Origin of the sequence: Mesorhizobium australicum WSM2073 (assembly GCF_000230995.2) — a bacterium.
Classification (GTDB): Bacteria; Pseudomonadota; Alphaproteobacteria; order Rhizobiales; family Rhizobiaceae; genus Mesorhizobium; species Mesorhizobium australicum.
The window spans coordinates 1,937,159-1,955,957 of sequence record NC_019973.1 but is presented as its reverse complement, the minus strand read 5'-3'; the positions used below and the strand labels follow the sequence as shown (position 1 = coordinate 1,955,957).

The 18,799-nt window shown below is 62.6% G+C and carries 15 protein-coding genes; 3 read left to right on the top strand and 12 right to left on the bottom strand.

The annotated features are described in order from the left end of the window. Positions 1-42: 42 nt before the first annotated feature. From MESAU_RS09400 to MESAU_RS09345, 12 genes are all read right to left on the bottom strand, one after another. Positions 43-1,596: a cation:proton antiporter gene (locus tag MESAU_RS09400; RefSeq protein ID WP_015315813.1), complete on the bottom strand. Its 1,554-nt coding sequence runs from the start codon at positions 1,594-1,596 to the stop codon at positions 43-45. 159 nt (positions 1,597-1,755) lie between these two features. Beyond that, complete coding sequence (locus MESAU_RS09395) at positions 1,756-2,820, bottom strand: ABC transporter ATP-binding protein (protein WP_015315812.1); 1,065 nt, start codon at positions 2,818-2,820, stop codon at positions 1,756-1,758. A 30-nt stretch (positions 2,821-2,850) separates the two neighbouring features. Then, the gene (locus MESAU_RS09390; protein WP_015315811.1) at positions 2,851-3,642 is read right to left on the bottom strand and encodes an ABC transporter permease; all 792 of its coding nucleotides are present in this window, start codon (positions 3,640-3,642) and stop codon (positions 2,851-2,853) included. Then, complete coding sequence (locus MESAU_RS09385; RefSeq protein ID WP_015315810.1) at positions 3,639-4,556, bottom strand: ABC transporter permease; 918 nt, start codon at positions 4,554-4,556, stop codon at positions 3,639-3,641. Before MESAU_RS09385 ends, MESAU_RS09390 begins: the two co-directional genes overlap by 4 nt. A gap of 64 nt (positions 4,557-4,620) precedes the next feature. Further along, on the bottom strand, positions 4,621-5,727 hold the full coding sequence (locus MESAU_RS09380; RefSeq protein WP_015315809.1) for an ABC transporter substrate-binding protein: 1,107 nt from the start codon (positions 5,725-5,727) through the stop codon (positions 4,621-4,623). A gap of 243 nt (positions 5,728-5,970) precedes the next feature. Next, complete coding sequence (locus MESAU_RS09375; RefSeq protein WP_015315808.1) at positions 5,971-7,143, bottom strand: iron-containing alcohol dehydrogenase; 1,173 nt, start codon at positions 7,141-7,143, stop codon at positions 5,971-5,973. A gap of 16 nt (positions 7,144-7,159) precedes the next feature. Beyond that, complete coding sequence (locus MESAU_RS09370) at positions 7,160-8,557, bottom strand: aldehyde dehydrogenase family protein (protein WP_041163324.1); 1,398 nt, start codon at positions 8,555-8,557, stop codon at positions 7,160-7,162. Beyond that, complete coding sequence (locus MESAU_RS09365; RefSeq protein WP_015315806.1) at positions 8,558-8,977, bottom strand: type II toxin-antitoxin system VapC family toxin; 420 nt, start codon at positions 8,975-8,977, stop codon at positions 8,558-8,560. Beyond that, the gene (locus tag MESAU_RS09360; protein ID WP_015315805.1) at positions 8,974-9,405 is read right to left on the bottom strand and encodes a DUF7662 domain-containing protein; all 432 of its coding nucleotides are present in this window, start codon (positions 9,403-9,405) and stop codon (positions 8,974-8,976) included. The genes MESAU_RS09365 and MESAU_RS09360 overlap by 4 nt, the downstream gene beginning before the upstream one ends. An 83-nt stretch (positions 9,406-9,488) precedes the next feature. Beyond that, complete coding sequence (locus MESAU_RS09355) at positions 9,489-10,859, bottom strand: glutamine synthetase family protein (RefSeq protein ID WP_015315804.1); 1,371 nt, start codon at positions 10,857-10,859, stop codon at positions 9,489-9,491. Between the two features lie 95 nt (positions 10,860-10,954). Next, positions 10,955-12,496: an amino acid permease gene (locus tag MESAU_RS09350; RefSeq protein ID WP_015315803.1), complete on the bottom strand. Its 1,542-nt coding sequence runs from the start codon at positions 12,494-12,496 to the stop codon at positions 10,955-10,957. Positions 12,497-12,518: 22 nt separating this feature from the next. Then, positions 12,519-13,337: an N-formylglutamate amidohydrolase gene (locus tag MESAU_RS09345; protein ID WP_015315802.1), complete on the bottom strand. Its 819-nt coding sequence runs from the start codon at positions 13,335-13,337 to the stop codon at positions 12,519-12,521. A gap of 145 nt (positions 13,338-13,482) precedes the next feature. Here MESAU_RS09345 and MESAU_RS09340 point away from each other — a divergent pair, with 145 nt between their 5' ends. The 3 genes from MESAU_RS09340 to MESAU_RS09330 all read left to right on the top strand — a co-directional run bounded on the left by MESAU_RS09340 (position 13,483) and on the right by MESAU_RS09330 (position 18,799). Then, positions 13,483-14,310: a MurR/RpiR family transcriptional regulator gene (locus MESAU_RS09340; protein WP_015315801.1), complete on the top strand. Its 828-nt coding sequence runs from the start codon at positions 13,483-13,485 to the stop codon at positions 14,308-14,310. Positions 14,311-14,510: 200 nt separating this feature from the next. Beyond that, positions 14,511-15,671, top strand: coding sequence for an efflux RND transporter periplasmic adaptor subunit (locus MESAU_RS09335; RefSeq protein WP_015315800.1), 1,161 nt, complete (start codon positions 14,511-14,513; stop codon positions 15,669-15,671). Continuing rightward, positions 15,668-18,799: an efflux RND transporter permease subunit gene (locus tag MESAU_RS09330; protein WP_015315799.1), complete on the top strand. Its 3,132-nt coding sequence runs from the start codon at positions 15,668-15,670 to the stop codon at positions 18,797-18,799. Before MESAU_RS09335 ends, MESAU_RS09330 begins: the two co-directional genes overlap by 4 nt.

Below are 18,799 nucleotides of genomic sequence, written 5' to 3'. Positions count from 1 at the left end.
GGGGCTTGGGCCAGCAGGGCAGCGGCCGAGACGCGGTATCTGCTAGTCGGTGGTCAGCGGCTGGAACCGGCCTGCCGGCGATGCCGCAAGTTCCGTCCAGTCGATCTCTTCCTCCAGACGGTGATAGGCTTCGTCACCGATGGTGCCGTTGCGGCGCAGCTCCTCCAGGGCATCGCGCTGGCTTTTGATGGCATAGAGACGCAGCCTGTCATATTCGGTCGCGGCCTGGGCATCCTCGGGATTTTTGGCGATCTTGCGCTGGGCGGCATATTGCTCGCGCACCGCGGCTGCGGCGCTCGAGGTTTTGCCGCTCAATACATCAAGCGCGGCCTGCATGACCACGACGCGCGCCTTCGCTACCTCCCGGTCGACCGTTTCGTCGGGATCCAGCTTCAGGACGCGCAGCAGCGGCTTCAGGCTCATTCCTTGCAGCACCAGGGTGCCGAGCACGACCGTGAAGGCGGCGAGCACGATCGGGTCGCGAGCAGGAAATTCGACCGGCAAGGCGAATGCCGCGGCAAGGGTTACCAGTCCCCGCATGCCGCACCAGCCGATGAGCACGCCGCCGCGAAAGGACGGCGTATCCGGCTGATGCTCGGCGCCGCCAAAGCGGGCAAACCACCTGATGACTGCACCGCAGCCCAGCACCCAGATCAGGCGCGAAACGATGACGACCGCCAGCACAGCCGCGGCAAAGACGAATGCGTCGAGCTCTCCCGTACCGGCGAGCCGTCCGACGATCGACCGAGCCTGCAGACCCATCAGCACGAAGGCCAGCACGTTGAGCACGAACACAGCCGTCTCCCAGACCGAATAGGAACTGACACGCTTTCTTGCTGACATTCGGCGCGGCGCGGTCTGTGCGATGGTCATGGCGTAGACGACGATGGTGATGATCGCCGAGAGACCCAACCTGTCCGCCAGGATCCAGACACCGAACGTGCCGGCGAACTGCACCACGGTACCGCTGGCCGCGTCCTCGATGCGGCTCAGCGTGGCAAGCGACAGCCGACCGAGTACATAGCCGGCCACCAGGCTACCAACGGTCGACAGGGCGACCATGGGCGCGGCGCTGCTCAACAGGAACGGACCGAGTGCGGCGGCGACAGCGATACGGTAGATCAGCAGCGCGGTTGCATCGTTGAGCAAGCTCTCGCCTTGCAGGATGGTGGTGATGCGATGCGGCACCTTGAATTGTCCGAGCACGGCCGACGCCGCGACGGCATCGGGCGGCGCTACGATGGCGCCAAGGGCGACGGCCGCGGCGATCGGCAGGCCTGCCATCTTCCAGCCGAGCAGCGCAACCGCTGCGGTGGTGAAAACGACCGCCCCCAAGGCCAGCAGGGCGAGCGGCAGCCGGTTGCGATTGAGATCGCGCAACGAGGTGTCATAGGCGGCGTCGAGCAGCACCGGCGCGATGAACAGGGCCAGCGCCAGTTCCGGGTCGATTTCGATGGTGGGCATGCCGGGCAGGAAGGCGATGCCCGCGCCCGCCAGCGCCAGCAGCGACGGATAAGGAACTTGCAGCCGGCGCGACAGCGCCGTCAGCGCGACTGCAATCAACAGGAGGATAAGCGTCAGTTCGAAAAGAGCCATGCTCTATCGTAGCCGCCGAACGAGGCGATTGGCAGTGCCAAAGTCATGGTCGTGGAACAACAGGGACATCTCTGGCACGGACCGTGTCGTCCGCCGGCAGCATGAGAAATCCCGACGGCTGGAGCGCCCGTTTGGGAGCGCCTTCCGACAGCGGACTACCTAGTGCAGCACCAGCATATCGCTCGACGAGAACGAAATCTCGGCTTTCTCCCCGACTGCGGGCGGCGGGGTGGCGGAGTTGTTGAACGTGTCGAGCGACACCGTGTTGCCGCCGATGCCGACACGGACCCGGATAACCGAGCCGAGGAAGTGCACTTCGGAAATCTCTCCGGTCAGGCTGGAGTCGCGGCCGGGCTGGCGGCCGAGCGAAATCGCCTCGGGCCGCAGCGCCAGAGACAGCGTGTCGCCGGACTTCGAGCCGTTGAGCTTGCCCTTGAGCGAGACTTCCTGCGTATTGACCTGCACCTTGCCGGAGGCGGCGTCGGTGACCTTGCCTTCGAGCACGTTCAGCGTGCCGACGAAATTGGCGACGAACTTGGTCGCCGGCCGGTTGTAGATTTCGAACGGCGTCGCGACCTGCTCGGCCTTGCCGCCATACATGACGGCGATGCGGTCGGAGATCGACAGCGCCTCTTCCTGGTCATGGGTCACGAAGATGGTGGTGATGCCGAGCTTCTTCTGGATCGAGCGGATTTCCTCGCGCAGCGACACGCGCACCTTGGCGTCCAGCGCCGACAGCGGCTCGTCGAGCAGCAGGAGCTTCGGCTTCGGCGCGATCGCGCGCGCCAGCGCGATGCGCTGCTGCTGGCCGCCGGAGAGCTGGTAGGGATAGCGGTCCGCCATCTGCGGCAGTCTGATCATGTCGAGCATCTCGGCGACGCGCTTGTCGGCGTCGGCCTTCGGCATGCCGGCAACCTTCAACCCGAAAGCGATGTTCTGCGCCACGGTGAGGTTCGGGAACAGCGCATAGGCCTGGAACACCATGCCGACATTGCGCTGGTTGGGCTTCAGCCGCGTGATGTCCTTGCCGGCGACGACGATCTTGCCGGCCGACGGCTCCTCGAAGCCGGCGACCATACGCAGCACCGTCGTCTTGCCGCATCCGGATGGCCCCAGGAACGAGACGAACTCGCCCGGCTCGACGTCGAGGCTGAAATCCTGCACCACGGTGTTGGACCCGTAGGACTTTCGCACATGCTGGATGGACAGGAATGGCTCGGCCATGGCTTTTTCTCTCAGGTCAGTGCTTTTCGATCAATTCGGGCGGTTCGCCGATTTCGGCGCGAAGCGAGACAGGATCTGGATGAGCGACATGCAGCCCCAGGTAATGGCGAAGGCGATGATGGCAAGGGCTGCCGGTTCATAGGCGCGGTTGGCGCCGACGTTTTGCAGATACGGGCCAAAGGCCGGACGGTTGAGAAGGCTCGCCATGGTGAACTCGCCGATGACGATGGCGAAGGTCAGGAAGGCGCCCGACAGCACGGCGATCAGGACATTGGGCAGGATCACCCGGCCAATGATCGTGCCCCAGCCGGCGCCCAGGATCTGCGCTGCTTCGGTCAATGTCCGCACATCGATGGTGCGCAGCCCCGTATCGACGGCGCGATACATGTAGGGCAGAGCCAGCGTCGCATAGCCGATCACCAGCAGCGCATTGGCGCCCATATTGCTGCCCAGGAACGGCAGCGGGGAATTCGAGCCGTACATCCTGATATAGCCGAACACGATGACGATGGCCGGAATGACCAGCGGCAACAGCGTGATGAATTCGACGATCGGCCTGAGCTGCGGCAGGCGCAGCCGGATCCAGTATGCCGCAGGCACCACGATCAGCACGCCGAGGATGATGGTGAAGACGGCCGCTACCACCGAATACAGGAAGGTCGACTGGAAGCGAGCGTCGCCCAGCACGATCTGGTAGGCATCGAAGGAATGGACGCCGCGGCGCATGCGCAACGAGAACTCGACAGTCGCCATCAGCGGAATGAAGAAATAGGCCGCGCCGACAATGAAGACGACCCAGGCCCAGAATTTGCCCGACTTCATTTGAGCCACCTTTCGGACCGGGTCCGGAACCAGATGTAGAAGACGTTAGCCAAGCCCGTGATGACGATCATGCCGAAGGCGATGGCATAGCCGAGCTGCGGGTTGTGCAGCACGTCGCCATTGATCTGCGAATAGAGCTTGATGGGAACGATGTTGAGTGCCGGGCCGGCAAACGCATAAGCCGTGGCGATGGCGCCGAAGGAATTGGCGAACAACAGGATAACGGTGCCGAGGAAGCTCGGCCACAAGACCGGGATGACCACCATGCGCCAATACTGCGACTGGGTGGCCCCAAGCGTGGCGGCGGCCTCGCCCCATTCCTTCTTCAAGCCGTCGATGGCCGGCACGATGATGACCACCATCAGCGGAATCTGAAAGAACAGATAGACCGCGATCAGACCCGATGTCGTGAGGAAATTGAAGCCCATCGCGTAGATGTTGACATTGAGAACGTCACGCAGAAGCGTCGTGACGATGCCGACGCGGCCGAGGGTCGCCAGGAAGGCGAAGGCCAGCGGCAGGCCGGCGAAATTCGAGGCGACGCCCGAAAAAGTCAGGGCCGCCGAGCGGGTCCAGTTGGGAAGCCCGCCGCGCACGATGGCGATGGCAATCGCGAGCCCGGCAAAGGCACCGATGACAGCCGACCAGAAACTGATCTTGATCGAAACCCAGTAGGAAGCGCTGATCGAGGGATCGCTGACCAGCTGCAGTATATTATCAAGCGTCAGCTGACCGTCGCCATTCTGGAAAGCGCCCAGGACGAGATAGATCGTCGGCAGGATCAGGAACATCAGGACAAAGATGAAGAAAGGCGCCACGCCAATCCACTGCATCGGAAAGCGGAAAGTGGTCGCCTCGTTCGGCGGCGCGGGCTTGGTGGTGACGGACTGATTTGAAAGCGTAAGATCGGTCATGCGCCGGCTACCGTCTTCGAGGGGAAACCGGGCGGCCTCGCGGCCGCCCGGTGGATTTCAAGCCTTACTTGACGTTGGCGCCGACAACGGCGTCCCAGTTCTTGCTGATGGTCTCCTTCGCCTTGCCCTGCTCGTCGAGCGTCGGGAAGGCGGCCGAGGCGTAGGATTCCGCCGGCGGCAGCTTGGCCAGAACGTCCGCGGGGATCTTGCCGTTCTTGGCAAGATCATTGAAGCGGATCGGGTGGCAATAGCCCTTCAGCCAGCCGATCTGGCCTTCGTCGGAATAGAGATATTCCATCCACAGCTTGGCTGCATTCGGATGCGGCGCGAACGCGCTGATCGCCTGCACATAAACGCCGGCGACAACGCCGGTCTTCGGCACGATGACGTCGACGGGCGGGTTGCCCTTCAGCGTGTCGCGACCGGCGAGCGCGTTGTAGTCCCAGTTGATCAGGATCGGGGTCTGGCCCTGGGCAAGCGTTGCCGGCTTGCCGACGACCGGCACGAAATTGCCGGCGGCGTTGAGCTTCTTGAAGAAGTCGAGGCCGGCGGTGCCAGCGGCTTCACCAGCAGCCGCGCCACCGGAAAGGCCTGCGGCGTAGACGGCCTGGATGGCCTGGTTCGAAGCGCGCGGATCGCCGGCAACGGCGACCGCGTTGGCGAATTCGGGCTTGAGGAGATCGGCCCAGTCCTTCGGCGACTCCTTGATCAGGTCCTTGTTCACCATGAACGAGAGAACGCCATAATAGTCTCCGTACCAGGCGCCATCGGCATCCTTGGCGCTGTCCGGGATCGAGTCCCAGGTCGACACCTTGTATGGCATCAACAGGCCATCGGCCTTGGCGGTCGGGCCGAAGGACAGGCCGACGTCGATGACATCAGGAGCCTGCGGACCCTTGTTGTCCTTGTTGGCCTTGATCGCCTCGACTTCGTCGCCGGAGCCGGCGTCGGGGTTGAGTTCGTTGACGGTGATTTCCGGATACTTCGCCTTGAAACCGGCTATGACGTCGCCGTAGCCGCACCAGTCATGCGGCAAGGCGATCGTGGTGAGCTGGCCTTCGGCCTTGGCGGCCTTGATGAGATCGTCCATCGAAGCGGCGGACGAAATCACCGACGACACCATCAGGGTCGCGGCCGAAAGGGAAAGCACTTTCCCCGTGAATTTGAACATGTGTTCTCTCCATTGAACTGACGCCGTTGGACGTCTGCGATGCGGTATCGTTTTCGTGTGACAGCCAGATGAAAGCTTTGTGAAACCGGCGCCTCGCAGCGTGAAAAGTTAACTCTTTTTAACGGACTGTAGCAATTAGCCATCACTTAATTTTCCGGCTAATCATTAATCCGCCCCTATATCGCCCCTTCCCCTCTCCTTTCCCCTCGTTTCCCGATCAACTTCCGCATCCAGGAACCGGCCTCAGACCGTCCCGGCGATGGCGTTTTCGAGCAGTGTCAGCGCCGCCTTCTTGGTCAGCTTGACCGGGTTGCCGCCGGCCGTCGGATCGACCACCGCCATGTCGGCGATCAGGCCCTTGCGCTTCTTGTCCATGTCGAGCCCCTTGATCAGGCCCGGCAGCGCGTGCGGCACCTTCAACTCCTTGCGCAGCTTGATAACAGCCTTGGCGAAGCCGTCGAAACCGCCCTTGATGCCGCAATAGGCGGCGAGCCGGGCGATACGCTCCTCGATGGAGTCGCGATTGAAGGCCAGCACATATGGCATGAACACGGCATTGGTCATGCCATGATGGGTGTCGTAGAGCGCGCCGATCGGATGCGACAGCGAGTGGATGGCACCCAGCCCCTTCTGGAAGGCCGCGGCGCCCATGGCGGCCGCGCTCATCATGTGGGCGCGGGCGACGAGATCTTTGCCATTGGCATAAGCCTTCGGCAGGTTCTCGAACACCAGGCGTATGCCTTCGACGGCAATGCCGTCGGCCATCGGATGGTAGCCCGGCGCGCAATAGGCCTCGAGGCAATGGGCGAGCGCGTCCATGCCGGTGCCGGCGGTGATGAAGGAAGGCATGCCGACCGAAAGCTCCGGATCGGCGATGACGATCGCCGGCAACAACTTCGGATGGAAAATGACCTTCTTGGTATGCGTCTCCTCGTTGGTGATGACGCCGGCGCGGCCGACCTCCGAGCCGGTGCCGGCGGTGGTCGGCACAGCGATGATTGGCGCGATGGCGTCAGAGTTGGCGCGCGTCCACCAGTCGCCGACATCCTCGAAGTCCCAGACCGGCCTGACTTGGCCGGCCTGGAAGGCGATCAGCTTGCCGAGGTCGAGCGCCGAGCCGCCGCCGAAGGCGATGACGCCGTCATGCTTGCCCCTCTTGAACACCCCGATGCCGGCGGTGAGGTTGGACTCGACCGGGTTCGGCTTCACCTCGGAGAACACGCCATAGGGCACCTTGGCCTCGTCGAGAATCCTGAGCGTCGAGGCGACGACCGGCAGTTTCGCCAATCCCGGATCGGTGACGAAAAGCGGCCGCTTGATCCCGGTGGCCGCGAGCACCTCCGGCAGTTCCTTGATGCGCCCGGCGCCGAAGCGAACGGTGGTAGGGTAGTTCCATTTGGAGATGAGCTTGGACATTTTTGTCTTTCGAAAATTAGATGGCTTCACGCAGATGGAAGGATTTCGGCCGGGTCAGATTGTCATAGCCCAGCGCCGACAGGGCAACGCCCTTGCCGGTGTCCTTGACGCCGGTCCAGACCAGCGCGGGATCGAGATAGTCGCAGCGGTTCATGAACACCGTGCCGGTCTCGACGCGGTCGCCGATCGCCACCGCATGCTCGATGTCGCGCGTCCAGATCGAGGCCGTCAGCCCGTAGGGGCTGTCGTTCATCAAAGCGATCGCCTCCTCGTCGTTGCGCACCTTCATGATGCCGACGATCGGGCCAAAGCTTTCCTCACGCATGACGCTCATCTGGTGGTCGACTTGCGTCAGCACTTCCGGCGCCAGGTAGGGCGAGCCGGCCTTGTCGCTAGCCACCTTCATGTCGATGTGCGCCTTGGCACCCTTGCGCAGCGCTTCGGCCTTCTGCTCGCGGATCAGGTCGGCAAAGCGCGCCTGCGCCATCGGTCCCATCGTCGTCGCCTGCTCCAGCGGATCGCCGACGACATAATTCCTGGTCTCGGCGATGAAGCCTTCGACGAACTCGTCATAGACTTTCTCGTGCACATAGACGCGTTCGATGCCGCAGCAGCATTGGCCGGAATTGAAGAAGGCGCCGTCGACCAGATTGGCCACGGCATGATCCATCTTGGCGTCAGGCAGCACATAGGCCGGATCCTTACCACCAAGTTCGAGCCCAAGCGTCATGAAGGTGCCTGCCGCCGCCTTTTCGATAGCACGGCCGCCAGCGACCGAGCCGGTGAAATTGACATGGTCGATCTTGCCGGAACCCAGCAGTTTTTCCGTCTGTGCATGGTTGAGCACGACATTCTGGAACACGCCCTTTGGCAGGCCGGCCTTGTCGAAAGCCTGTTGAAAGCGCTCGCCGACCAGCAACGTCTGCGCGGCATGTTTCAGGATGACAGCGTTGCCGGCCATCAGCGCCGGTACGATGGTGTTGACCGCTGTCAGATAGGGATAGTTCCATGGCGCGATCACCATGACCACCCCAAGCGGATCCTTCTTCACATAGCGCCGGAAGCCGTCCTTCGGGTTGGAGGCCGGCACGGACTTGAGCGCCGCTTCCGCGATCTCGACCATGTAGTTGGTACGCTCCTTGACGCCGCCGAACTCACCGCCATAACGAACGGGACGCCCCATCTGCCAGGCGATCTCCGGCACGATCTCGTCGGTCATCGCGACCAGTGCTTCCAGCATCGCCAGCATGTACTTGCCGCGCTCGACGATCGGCGACTGCGCCCACTTCTTCTGCGCCGCCTTGGCACGCTCGACCGCGGCGTTGATCGCCTGGTCGGTAGCGACCGGCCGCTCCGCATAGATCGAGCCGTCGATGGGGGATTTGAGTTTTACGGTTTCCAAAAGGTGCTCCATTTAGCAGGCTAATGTACGCAGATGTCCGTTGCGGCTGTAGCGAAGGATGGGCTCGTCTCGCGTCACAAGAACCATGTCCAAGGCCCTTGCAGTGGCAATCAGTATTCGATCCATAGGATCGCCATGGGGCGAACCCGGCAAGTTGGAAGACGCGATCAGAATGGCCGGCGAAATCGCGCTGAGTTTTGCGGACATGCGCTCAATGAACCGCTCTACGAAATCGAGCGGCGCTATGGGCAAGTTGAGCCGGCCCTTGGCCACACCGATGCCGATCTCCCATGCTGACATCGGCGAGAGATAGAGGCGGCCATCATAGGCCGCGTCGGAAATCTCCTGGCTTGCCTGAGGGTCGATTTTGCTGTCGTTTGCAATGAAGATCATCGCGCACGTGTCCAGCAGCAGGCTCGGCTCTTCACTCATTTGCGCATCATGTGTTTGCCATGCTGCGCCTGAGTTTCACCGCCCAGATAACCCCGATCCCAAGGCTCATCATCGAACGGTTTGGTGACATCAAACCCGGCCTCGATAGCTATCAAGCCCTTCATGAAACCAAATCCAGGGTGACGGTGCGTACGCACAGCGGGTGCGGCGTCACCGGTCGGCATCTTGCGAACGCGGCGAAAGACAAGCTTGCCAGTGCCTACGTTGACGGATTCGGTCTCGAATCCGGCCTCGAGCCACTCCCTGGTCATGGGATTGTTGCTCGGATTGTTGCTCCACCACGCGGGGTATCGCTTCGATGCCGGCAACGGCAGACTAAGCACGCTCTCGATCTCATCGAACGACATAGGCACACGGTCGGCATTCTGGGCGACCAGAAATTCCTTCAGCGGCGCATATTTGGACATTGCGAACTCCCCAACAATTGCAGCTTGCAGCCTTCATATGAGCTACATTAACTACATTGTCAACAATAAAGCTGCATAAAGCTTTAATATCGCTCGAACCCTCTGTGCAGTTCCCAATCCGTGATACGCCGATCGTATTCGAACTGCTCCCACTTCGCTGTGTGGACATAGTGCTCGAGCACATCCTCGCCGAGCGCCTGTTTCAGCATCTTCGATTTCGCCAGCGTCTCGGTCGCGTCGCGCAGCGTCTTTGGAATTTCCGGCAAACGAGAAGCCTGATAGGCGTCGCCGACGAAAGGCTTCTGCAATTCCAGCTTCTCGTCGATACCGGCGAGGCCGGCCGCGATCAGCGCCGCGAAGGCGAGATAGGGATTGAGGTCGGCGCCGCCGATGCGGCATTCCATGCGGATGCCCTTGGTGCCCTCGCCGCACAGGCGGAAGCCGGCGGTGCGGTTGTCTTCGCTCCACATGATCTTGGTCGGCGCGAAAGTGCCGGCCTGGAAGCGCTTGTAGGAATTGATGTAGGGCGCCAGGAACCAGGTGAATTCCTTGGCGTATTTCAGCTGCCCGGCCGCCCATTGCTGGCCGAGCGTCGACAAGGTCCAGTCGGCTTGTCTGTCGAAGAACAGCGGCGTCTTGCCGTCCGCGCTCCACAGCGAATTGTGGATGTGGCTCGAATTGCCGGCGAGACCGTAATTATACTTGGACATGAAGGAAATCGCCTTGCCTTCGGACTCGGCAATCTCCTTGGCGCCGTTCTTCAGGATGACGTGGCGGTCGGCCATGTCGAGCGCCTCGGCGTAGCGCACATTGATCTCTTCCTGGCCCGGACCCCACTCGCCCTTGGAATTCTCGATCGGAATACCGGCGGCTTCCATCTCGTTGCGAAGCCGGCGCATGACGCCTTCTTCCTTGGTGGTGATGCCGATCTGGTAGTCGCCAATATAGGGCGAGGCTGTATCGAGCCCCTGCCAATGCTTCTTGCGGGCGGAATCGTAGGTTTCGTTAAACAGATAGAATTCGAGCTCGGAAGCGAAATAGCCGATATAGCCGCGCTCGCTCAGCCGCTTGACCTGCTTCTTCAGGATGGCGCGCGGCGAATGCGGCAGGTCGTCATGGGTGTGGTGGTCGAGCACGTCGCAAATGACGAGCGCCGTCTTTTCCAGCCAGGGAATGCGCCGCAGCGTCGCCAGGTCCGGCTTCATGACGAAGTCGCCATAGCCCTTCGACCAGCTTGCCGCCTTGTAGCCCGGCACCGGCTCCATATCGATGTCGGCCGCCAGCAGGTAGTTGCAGCCATGCGTCTCGTCATGCGCGGAATCGACGAAGTATTGCGCCAGGAACCGCTTTCCCGCCAACCGGCCCTGCATGTCGACAATGCATGCCAGCACCGTGTCGATCTCGCCGCTGGAGACCGCTTTCTTCAACTGATCGAACGAGAAACTTCCGGCCATTCCTTTGGCACTCCAGTGCTTGGCGTTTCGGGCTTGTCACATGAACGAGAACAAAAAACCGTGGCGAGCGAACCCGCCACGGCTTGATTGGTTGTTTAGGCGGATTCGCCGACGGCCTTTTCGGCCGCTGCGATGATCGCCCTGCGCTTGGCGATTGCCGTCTCGCCGATGGGCGGCCCCTGGAAGCGGCGGTTCTCGACGGCAAACCACAAAACGACAAGCAGAACGATCAATCCGATCGCATAGTTGATCAAGATGTCGAAGGGCGGTTGGATGCCGGCATACATCAACACCAGAACACCAAGCACGGTGATGACGGCGAACGGCTTTGACCAGATGCCGAGCCGGAATGGTCCGAACTCGGTCCAGCTCTTTCCTTCCGCAAGAAGTCCGGCCGCGATCGGCATGGCGTAGGAGACATAGAGGAAGAGTGCGCAGCCGGCTGCCAGCGCCGCGAAAGCCGGCGAATAGAGCGTGGCGGCAATCGACAGAACGACGCCGAGCCAGATGGCCGGGACGGGCGTGCGCCAGGTCGGCGAAACCTGCTTCCATAAAGAAGACCCCGGCAGACCTCCGTCACGCGAAAAGGCAAAGATCATGCGCGAGGTCGAAGTGAGCCCTGCTAGCGCGCACAGATAGTTCGACAGCACGATGGCGATGCCGAGCAGAGCCTTGAGCCAGGTTGGCGCCGGCAGATTGTTGAACAGGTTGAACCAGGCATTGCCGCCGTCCTTGGCGGTCGCCACGAGATCGGGGCTGGCAAGGACAAAGGAGACCGCCATGACGAAACCGAAGACGAGAGACCAGAGGACCGCGTGGATCATGCCTCTGGGCACAGCGACGCGGGCATTGTGCGTTTCCTCGGCGGTATGCGCGGAGGCGTCAAAGCCGGTGATCGTGTAAAGCGGGTAGAGAAGGCCAATCAGGAAGGCCACGAGTGCGGTGCGGGCCGTCGGAACATAGCCACCACCGAGATCGCCGGTCGTGTTGACGAAAGTCGTCAGCCGCGCGAGATCGAAGCCATGCGCGCCCCAGATCAGGAAGGTCAGCGTCAGCACGACCGCGACAACGAGGATGAGGTAGCCGGAAAAATCGGTCAACATCGTCGTCGTCTTGATGCCGAGATGATTGAACAGACCTTGGGTAACTGTAATCAAGACGACTGCCGCCGTCTGTTGCCAGAAGCCCCAGGCCGATGTGTCCCAGCCGAAGATCGGGCCAGCAACGAGCCCCTGAAACAGCAGGTAGACGCCGACATTCACCGAAGCGACGACGAAGATCAGGCCGAGCAAGTTGATCCAGGCCGTGGCCCAGCCCCAGCCGCGTCCGCCCAGGATCGAGGACCAGTGATAGAGGCCGCCGGCTGTCGGATAGGCCGATCCAATCTGGCCGAGAGACGCCGCGACCACGAGCGCAAAGACGCCGCCGATGACCCAGCCGATGGTCGCCTCGAAACCGCTGCCGGTCGCCATGGCCAGCGGGAAAGACGTAATGCCGCCCGCCAGAATGCAGATGATCGAGAAGGAAATGGCGAAGTTGGAGAAGCCGCTCATGCGGCGCGCCAATTCCTGGGCGTAGCCCATACTGTGGAGGATTTTTGTGTCCTCCGACTTGTCAGAGTGATCAGGTGTTGTCATGTCAGAGTTCCCCTATTGGTTCTTAGCTGGCCGATTGAACTGACTTTCCGACTGCGCTTCGTCGAGAGCCCTTGGCCTCCTCTGGCTCCAGATCCGAAAAAATGCCCGTGAGCATATCCGCCCATTTCCGCTGCCCGGTTTCGCCGGAGATTTCATCGTTGCGGATTTCGATCATCGCGCAGGGTAGCCCGCGCGAGCGCGCATGCCGTTCCAGCGTGAAATAGACGCGGTCGGCCGGCGAATAGGGTTCGTTGATGCCGACGGTGATGCCTGAGAGCCGTTGCAGCGCCGATATCAGCGGCGACGCCAGCCGGCGATCATCGTCATGGATGATGCCGATATGCCAGGGCCGATTGCGGCCCTTGTAGACCGGCGTGAAGGAATGAAGGGAAACCAAGCGGGTCTCCTGGCCGCGCGCCAGCCGGTCCTCGACGATGCGCTCGATGGCGCCATGGAACGGTTGCCATGACAGGGCGACCCGCGCCGCGCGCTGTTTTTCCGACAAGCCGGTATTGCCCGGTATGGCAGTGGTTTCGCTGACCGGAGGCACCAGGTCCGGCGCATCGAGCGGCCGGTTGCAGTCGATGACGAGACGCGAAATGCGGGTTTCGACCAGCGTCGCATCGAGCGCCTGCGCCATCCGCAGCGCAACCGGCAGTGCGCCGGGATCCCAAGCGATATGGCGGGACAGGTCGTCGACGGCAAGGCCGAGCGTGCCGAATTCAGCCGGAAGGAAATTGGAAGCGTGATCGCAGGTCAGCACGAAGGGGCTCGATCCGCCGGGGTTCGTCACCCTCACGGTATCAGACGATGCAAGGCTGGCGGGCCGCGCTGTCTCCATAGTCCTGCCGTCCCCTGGGAGCGCTGTATCGTATGTTACGTATTTTGTTTCATTGCGTCCCGGTGGATGATTTCATACAGTTTGTTTGGCTTTGTCAAATGCGATCTGGGGAAAAGACGGTCGGCGGGCCAAGGGTGGGGAAAAGATGATTTCCAACATTGCCGAATTGATTGCCGACCGTATCGGCGCGATGCCCGCCGGCGAACGGCGCGCAGCACAGACGCTGATCGCGAGCTATCCGATGATCGGCCTCAAGACAGTCGCCGAATTCTCATCCGCGGCCGGCGTCTCCTCGCCGACGATCCTGCGTTTCGTCGCCCGGCTGGGCTTCCAGAATTACCCCGAGTTCCAGTCGAGCCTGCAGGATGAACTGGCGGCGCAATTGCAATCGCCGGCGATACGAACGCTCAACCCGCCCTCGCCTAGTGGCGGCACGGTGTCGCCCATGCTGGAAGCAACGCTCGACAATATGCGCGAGACCTTCAGGCACCTGTCCGACAAGCAGCTTGCCGACATTGCCACCAGGCTGGCCGAGCGGCGTGGCAAGACATTCCTGATCGGCGGCCGCTTTACCGACCCCCTGGCGCGCTACATGGCCGCCCATCTCGCCGTCATCCAGCCCGATGTCTTTCACCTCGCCGGCCAGGAGAGCATGTGGCGTGACCGGCTGATCGACATGGGCAAGCGCGACGTGCTGGTGATCTTCGACATCAGGCGCTACCAGGACAGCCTCGTCCGCTTCGCCGAGAAGGCGCATCAGCGCGGCGTTCAGATCGTACTGTTCACCGACCAGTGGCTGTCGCCGATCGCCCGCTTTGCTCGCCATGTCATCGCCGGACGAACCGCCGTGCCTTCCGCATGGGATTCCTCGGCGGCGCTTTTCGTCGTCGCCGAAACGCTGATCGGCGCCGTCACCAGGCAACTCGAGGCCGACGGCGCCCGGCGCATCCGCGAGATGGAAGGCCTGCGATAAGGCAGAATCCTCCGGATCATTGCATCGGCTTCGCGGCCGTCTCGGTTTCACGTTACCGAGATTTAATGTGCACGATTGCGTGATAATTGCCATAAACCGCTGATATCGGGGTGTGGCGTGGCCGGATTTTGCCGCCTGCCCGCATCGTCGCTGTGCCGTTCCTTCGGGAATGGCTGACGATTCCTGAAACCGGAGTGTCGATGCGGACCTGGAAGCAAATTGTCGTTGCGCTTGTGATCGTGGTCGCCGCCGCGGCCGCCTGGGCACGCTTCTATCCAGGCGCGCCGGAAGTGCTGGCGCGCTGGGGGATGGATTGGGCCTACGCGGCAACGCCTCCCACCGGAAGCGGTGCGGACGGCGCGAAACAGGCTGGCAATCGCAATGGACTCCGGCAGGTCAACGTCGTCGCCTTGCCTGCCGGTACGGCCACCATAAACGACCGCCTGCAGGCGATCGGCACCGGCCGCGCCAACGCCTCGGTAACCGTCAATCCCTACAGTTCCGGTCGCCTTGCCGAGTTGCTGGTCGAATCCGGCACTCATGTCGACAAGGGACAGATCATCGCAACGCTCGATTCCGAGACGGAGATCATCGCACAGGACCGCGCCAAGCTTGCCTTGCAGGATGCTCAGTCCAAGCTCGACCGCGTCAAGTCGCTGCGTGCCTCCAACGCGGCGACACCGGTCGCGGTCGCCGATGCCGAAGTGGTTCTGGCCGGCGCCAAGCTGGCGCTTCAGGATGCCGAGCTTGCACTGCGGCGCCGCTCGATCCTGGCGCCGATCACCGGCACGGTCGGCATCCTGCCGATCTCGGCCGGCAATTACGTCACCAACCAGTCGGCGATCGCCACGCTTGACGACCGGTCCTCTATCCTGGTCGATTTCCAGGTACCCGAGCGCTTCGCCGCCGCCGTCAAGGTCGGCGCGCAATTGACGGCGACGCCGATCGCCAATCCGAGCAACGCGTACACCGGCACGGTTTCGGCGATCGACAATCATATCGACGAAAAGAGCCGCACACTTCTGGTCAAGGCCACCATCGCCAATCCGGCCGATTCGCTGCGCGCCGGCATGTCGTTCTCCATCACCATGAAATTCCCCGGCGAGACCTATCCGGCCGTCAGCCCGCTGGCGATCCTGTGGGGTTCGGACGGCGCCTATGTCTGGCAGGTCGAGGACGGCAAGGCCAGGCGCGTGCCGGTGCGCATCATCCAGCGCAACACCGAGACCGTATTGATCGACGCGGAGATCGACAGCGGCGACATGGTGGTCACCGAAGGCACCCAAAGTGTCAGCGAAGGCGGCGAGGTTCGCATCGCGGGCCAGGAGCAGCGCGCCGCCAACGCCGCGGAAGGCTCATGACCGGCTCCGTCAACGCCGCCAGCGATACCGGCTTCACCGCGCTGTTCATCCGCAGGCCGGTCATGGCGTTCGTGCTGAACACCCTTATAGCCGTTGCCGGCCTCGCTGCCTTCTACGGTGTCGAAATCCGCGAATTGCCCGACGTCGACCGCGCCGTCGTCACGGTCTCCACGACCTTCGAAGGCGCGGCCGCCGAAACCGTCGACCGCGAACTGACCGACACGATCGAGGGCGCCGTCGCCCGCGTCTCCGGCGTCAAGTCGATCTCGTCTTCCTCCTCCTTCGGCTCGAGCCGCGTCACCATCGAGTTCAACGACGGTGTCGACCTCAACGTCGCCGCCTCGGATGTGCGTGATGCCGTCGGCCGGGTCGCCAACCAGATGCCCGATACCGCCGATCCGCCGCGCATCGTCAAGGCCGATGCCAATTCCGACGCGGTGATGCGGCTGGCGGTGACTTCGGACACCATGTCGATCCAGGACATGACGGTGGTGGTCCAGGACCAGATCGAGGACGAACTGGCCGCCGTGCCCGGCGTCGCCGACGTTCAGGTCTATGGCGACCGCGACAAGATCTTTCGCATCGATGTCGACCAAAACAAGCTCGCCAGCCTCGGCTTCACGGTCGCCGACCTCCGGGCGGCGCTTGCCTCCGTCGCCTTCGATTCCCCAGCCGGGTCGATCACAACGACCAACCAGGACCTGATCGTCCGCACCACGGCCGACGTGACGACGCCCGAGGAATTCGAAAACATCATCATCGGCGGCACGACGCGCATCCGCGATGTAGCGACCGTCACGCTCGGCCCCGATGTTGGCCAGACGACGCTGCGTTCGGACGGCAAGACCGGAATCGGCCTCGGCATTATCCGCCAGGCGGAATCGAACACGCTGGACATTTCGACGGGCGTCCAGGTCGCCGTCGCCAAGCTGCAGGAGAATCTGCCCAAGGGCATGTCGATCAAGATCACCAGCGACGACGCTGTCTTCGTCAAGGGTGCGGTGCACGAGGTCGAGATCGCGCTTGGCCTGTCGGTTACCATGGTGCTGATCGTCATCTACATCTTCCTGCTCGACTGGCGCGCCACGCTCATCCCCGGCCTGTCGATGCCGGTCGCCATGATCGGCACCATCGCCGCCATCTATCTGGCCGGCTTCTCCGTCAACATCCTGACGCTGCTCGCTTTGGTGCTGGCCACCGGCCTTGTCGTCGACGACGCCATCGTCGTCTTGGAAAACATCGTGCGACGGCGCAACGAAGGCATGGGGCCGCGTGCAGCGGCCGTGCTCGGCGCGCAGGAAGTGTTCTTCGCCGTCGTCGCCACGACACTGACGCTTGTCGCCGTCTTCGTGCCGATCTCGTTCCTGCCCGGCCAGACCGGCGGCCTGTTCCGCGAATTCGGTTTCGTGCTTGCGATGTCGGTGCTTCTGTCCTGCGTGGTCGCGCTGACGCTTTGCCCGATGCTTGCCTCGCGCATGCTGACCAGCGCGCCGCTTCACCACGAAGGCGGCCAAGGCATCGGCGCTCGCATCGGCGGCGTCTTGAATGCCGGCTACAAGCGCGCGCTGCACGCTTGCCTCGATGCGCCCTGGATCGTGGTTCTGGTCGCGGTGCTGTTTGCCGGCGTCGCCTTCGCGCTGTTCGGCACCATCCGCCAGGAACTGACGCCGACCGAGGACCGCGCCGCCGTGCTGTTGCGCATCAACGCCCCGCAAGGCGTCAGTCTCGACTACACGACGCAGCAGATGCAGAAGATCGAGCGGCTGATCCAGCCGATGCGCGATTCCGGCGAGATCCGCTCGACCTTCGAAAACGCCGGCCAGAACGGTTCCTACAATTCGGGCTTCATGGTGATGACGCTGGCGCCGTGGGACGAGCGCAGCCGCAGCCAGCAGGAGATCATGGCCGAGATCAGTCAGTTGACCAGGCAGGTGCCCAGCGTGCGGATCTTCCCGGTCCAACCCAACAGTCTCGGCATCCGCGGCGCCGGCAACGGCCTGCAATTCGCTCTGGTTGGCAACGACCGAAAGGCGCTTGGCGATGCAGCGGTCAAGATCATCGCCGAGATGCAGAAAGATGAGCGCTTTCAGACGCCGCGTCTGTCGATCGACCCGACGCAGCCGCAACTGGCCGTAGCGATAGATCGTGAGCGCGCCTCCGATCTCGGCATCGACATCACGGGGCTCGCCAACACCATGCAAGCCATGCTCGACGGCAACGACGTCGTCGATGTCTACATCGCCGACCGCAGCTACGGGGTGAAACTGGTCTCGACCACCAATCCGATCAACGATCCGACCGATCTGGAAAATGTGTTCCTCAAGACGGCGGATGGCCGCTTCGTGCCGATGTCGACCATCGCCACCCTGACCGAGCGCGCCGTACCACCGTCGCTGTCGCGCGAACAGCAGCAGCCTTCGGTGGCGATCACCTCGAACCTTTCTGGCAATTTCGCGCTTGGCGATGCGCTGACACGCGCCGAGCAGATCGCCACGCCGCTCCTGCCGCCTGGAAGCCGCATCCTGCCCCTGGCCGAGGCAGCGACTTTGGGTGAAACCAACAGCGCCATGGTCACCATCTTCGGCTTCGCCCTGGTCATCATCCTCCTGGTGCTGGCCGCTCAGTTCGAGAGTTTCGTCAGCGCCGTCATCATCATGGCGACGGTGCCGCTCGGCCTCGCCTGCGCCATTTTCGCGCTGCTGCTTTCGGGCACCAGCCTCAACGCCTACAGCCAGATCGGCCTGGTGCTTCTGGTCGGCGTCATGGCCAAGAATGGCATCCTGATCGTCGAATTCGCCAACCAGCTGCGAGATCGAGGCCTGGGCGTGCGCGAAGCTATCGAGCAGGCTTCCACCATCCGCCTGCGGCCGGTGATGATGACGATGATCTGCACCATACTTGGCGGTGTGCCGCTCGTGCTGGCCGCCGGTGCGGGCGCCGAGGCACGCGTGGCGCTCGGCTGGGTCATTGTCGGCGGGCTTGGCCTGGCCACCATCTCGACACTGTTCCTGACCCCGGTCGCCTATCTTCTGCTTGGCCGCTTCGTCACGCCGAAGACCCATGAGGAAGCACGGCTGAAGCGCGAACTCGAGGAAGCCGCCTACACCAATGTGGAACCGGCGGAATAG

Excerpts from the sequence above, each read along its gene's own strand:
- MESAU_RS09345 (WP_015315802.1), bottom strand. The coding sequence starts at position 13,337 with ATGGAGACAGCGCGGCCCGCCAGCCTTGCATCGTCTGATACCGTGAGG.
- MESAU_RS09395 (WP_015315812.1), bottom strand. The coding sequence starts at position 2,820 with ATGGCCGAGCCATTCCTGTCCATCCAGCATGTGCGAAAGTCCTACGGG.
- MESAU_RS09380 (WP_015315809.1), bottom strand. The coding sequence starts at position 5,727 with ATGTTCAAATTCACGGGGAAAGTGCTTTCCCTTTCGGCCGCGACCCTG.
- MESAU_RS09370 (WP_041163324.1), bottom strand. The coding sequence starts at position 8,557 with ATGGAGCACCTTTTGGAAACCGTAAAACTCAAATCCCCCATCGACGGC.
- MESAU_RS09385 (WP_015315810.1), bottom strand. The coding sequence starts at position 4,556 with ATGACCGATCTTACGCTTTCAAATCAGTCCGTCACCACCAAGCCCGCG.
- MESAU_RS09330 (WP_015315799.1), top strand. The coding sequence starts at position 15,668 with ATGACCGGCTCCGTCAACGCCGCCAGCGATACCGGCTTCACCGCGCTG.
- MESAU_RS09390 (WP_015315811.1), bottom strand. The coding sequence starts at position 3,642 with ATGAAGTCGGGCAAATTCTGGGCCTGGGTCGTCTTCATTGTCGGCGCG.
- MESAU_RS09375 (WP_015315808.1), bottom strand. The coding sequence starts at position 7,143 with ATGTCCAAGCTCATCTCCAAATGGAACTACCCTACCACCGTTCGCTTC.
- MESAU_RS09350 (WP_015315803.1), bottom strand. The coding sequence starts at position 12,496 with ATGACAACACCTGATCACTCTGACAAGTCGGAGGACACAAAAATCCTC.
- MESAU_RS09340 (WP_015315801.1), top strand. The coding sequence starts at position 13,483 with ATGATTTCCAACATTGCCGAATTGATTGCCGACCGTATCGGCGCGATG.
- MESAU_RS09355 (WP_015315804.1), bottom strand. The coding sequence starts at position 10,859 with ATGGCCGGAAGTTTCTCGTTCGATCAGTTGAAGAAAGCGGTCTCCAGC.
- MESAU_RS09335 (WP_015315800.1), top strand. The coding sequence starts at position 14,511 with ATGCGGACCTGGAAGCAAATTGTCGTTGCGCTTGTGATCGTGGTCGCC.
- MESAU_RS09400 (WP_015315813.1), bottom strand. The coding sequence starts at position 1,596 with ATGGCTCTTTTCGAACTGACGCTTATCCTCCTGTTGATTGCAGTCGCG.
- MESAU_RS09360 (WP_015315805.1), bottom strand. The coding sequence starts at position 9,405 with ATGTCCAAATATGCGCCGCTGAAGGAATTTCTGGTCGCCCAGAATGCC.
- MESAU_RS09365 (WP_015315806.1), bottom strand. The coding sequence starts at position 8,977 with ATGAGTGAAGAGCCGAGCCTGCTGCTGGACACGTGCGCGATGATCTTC.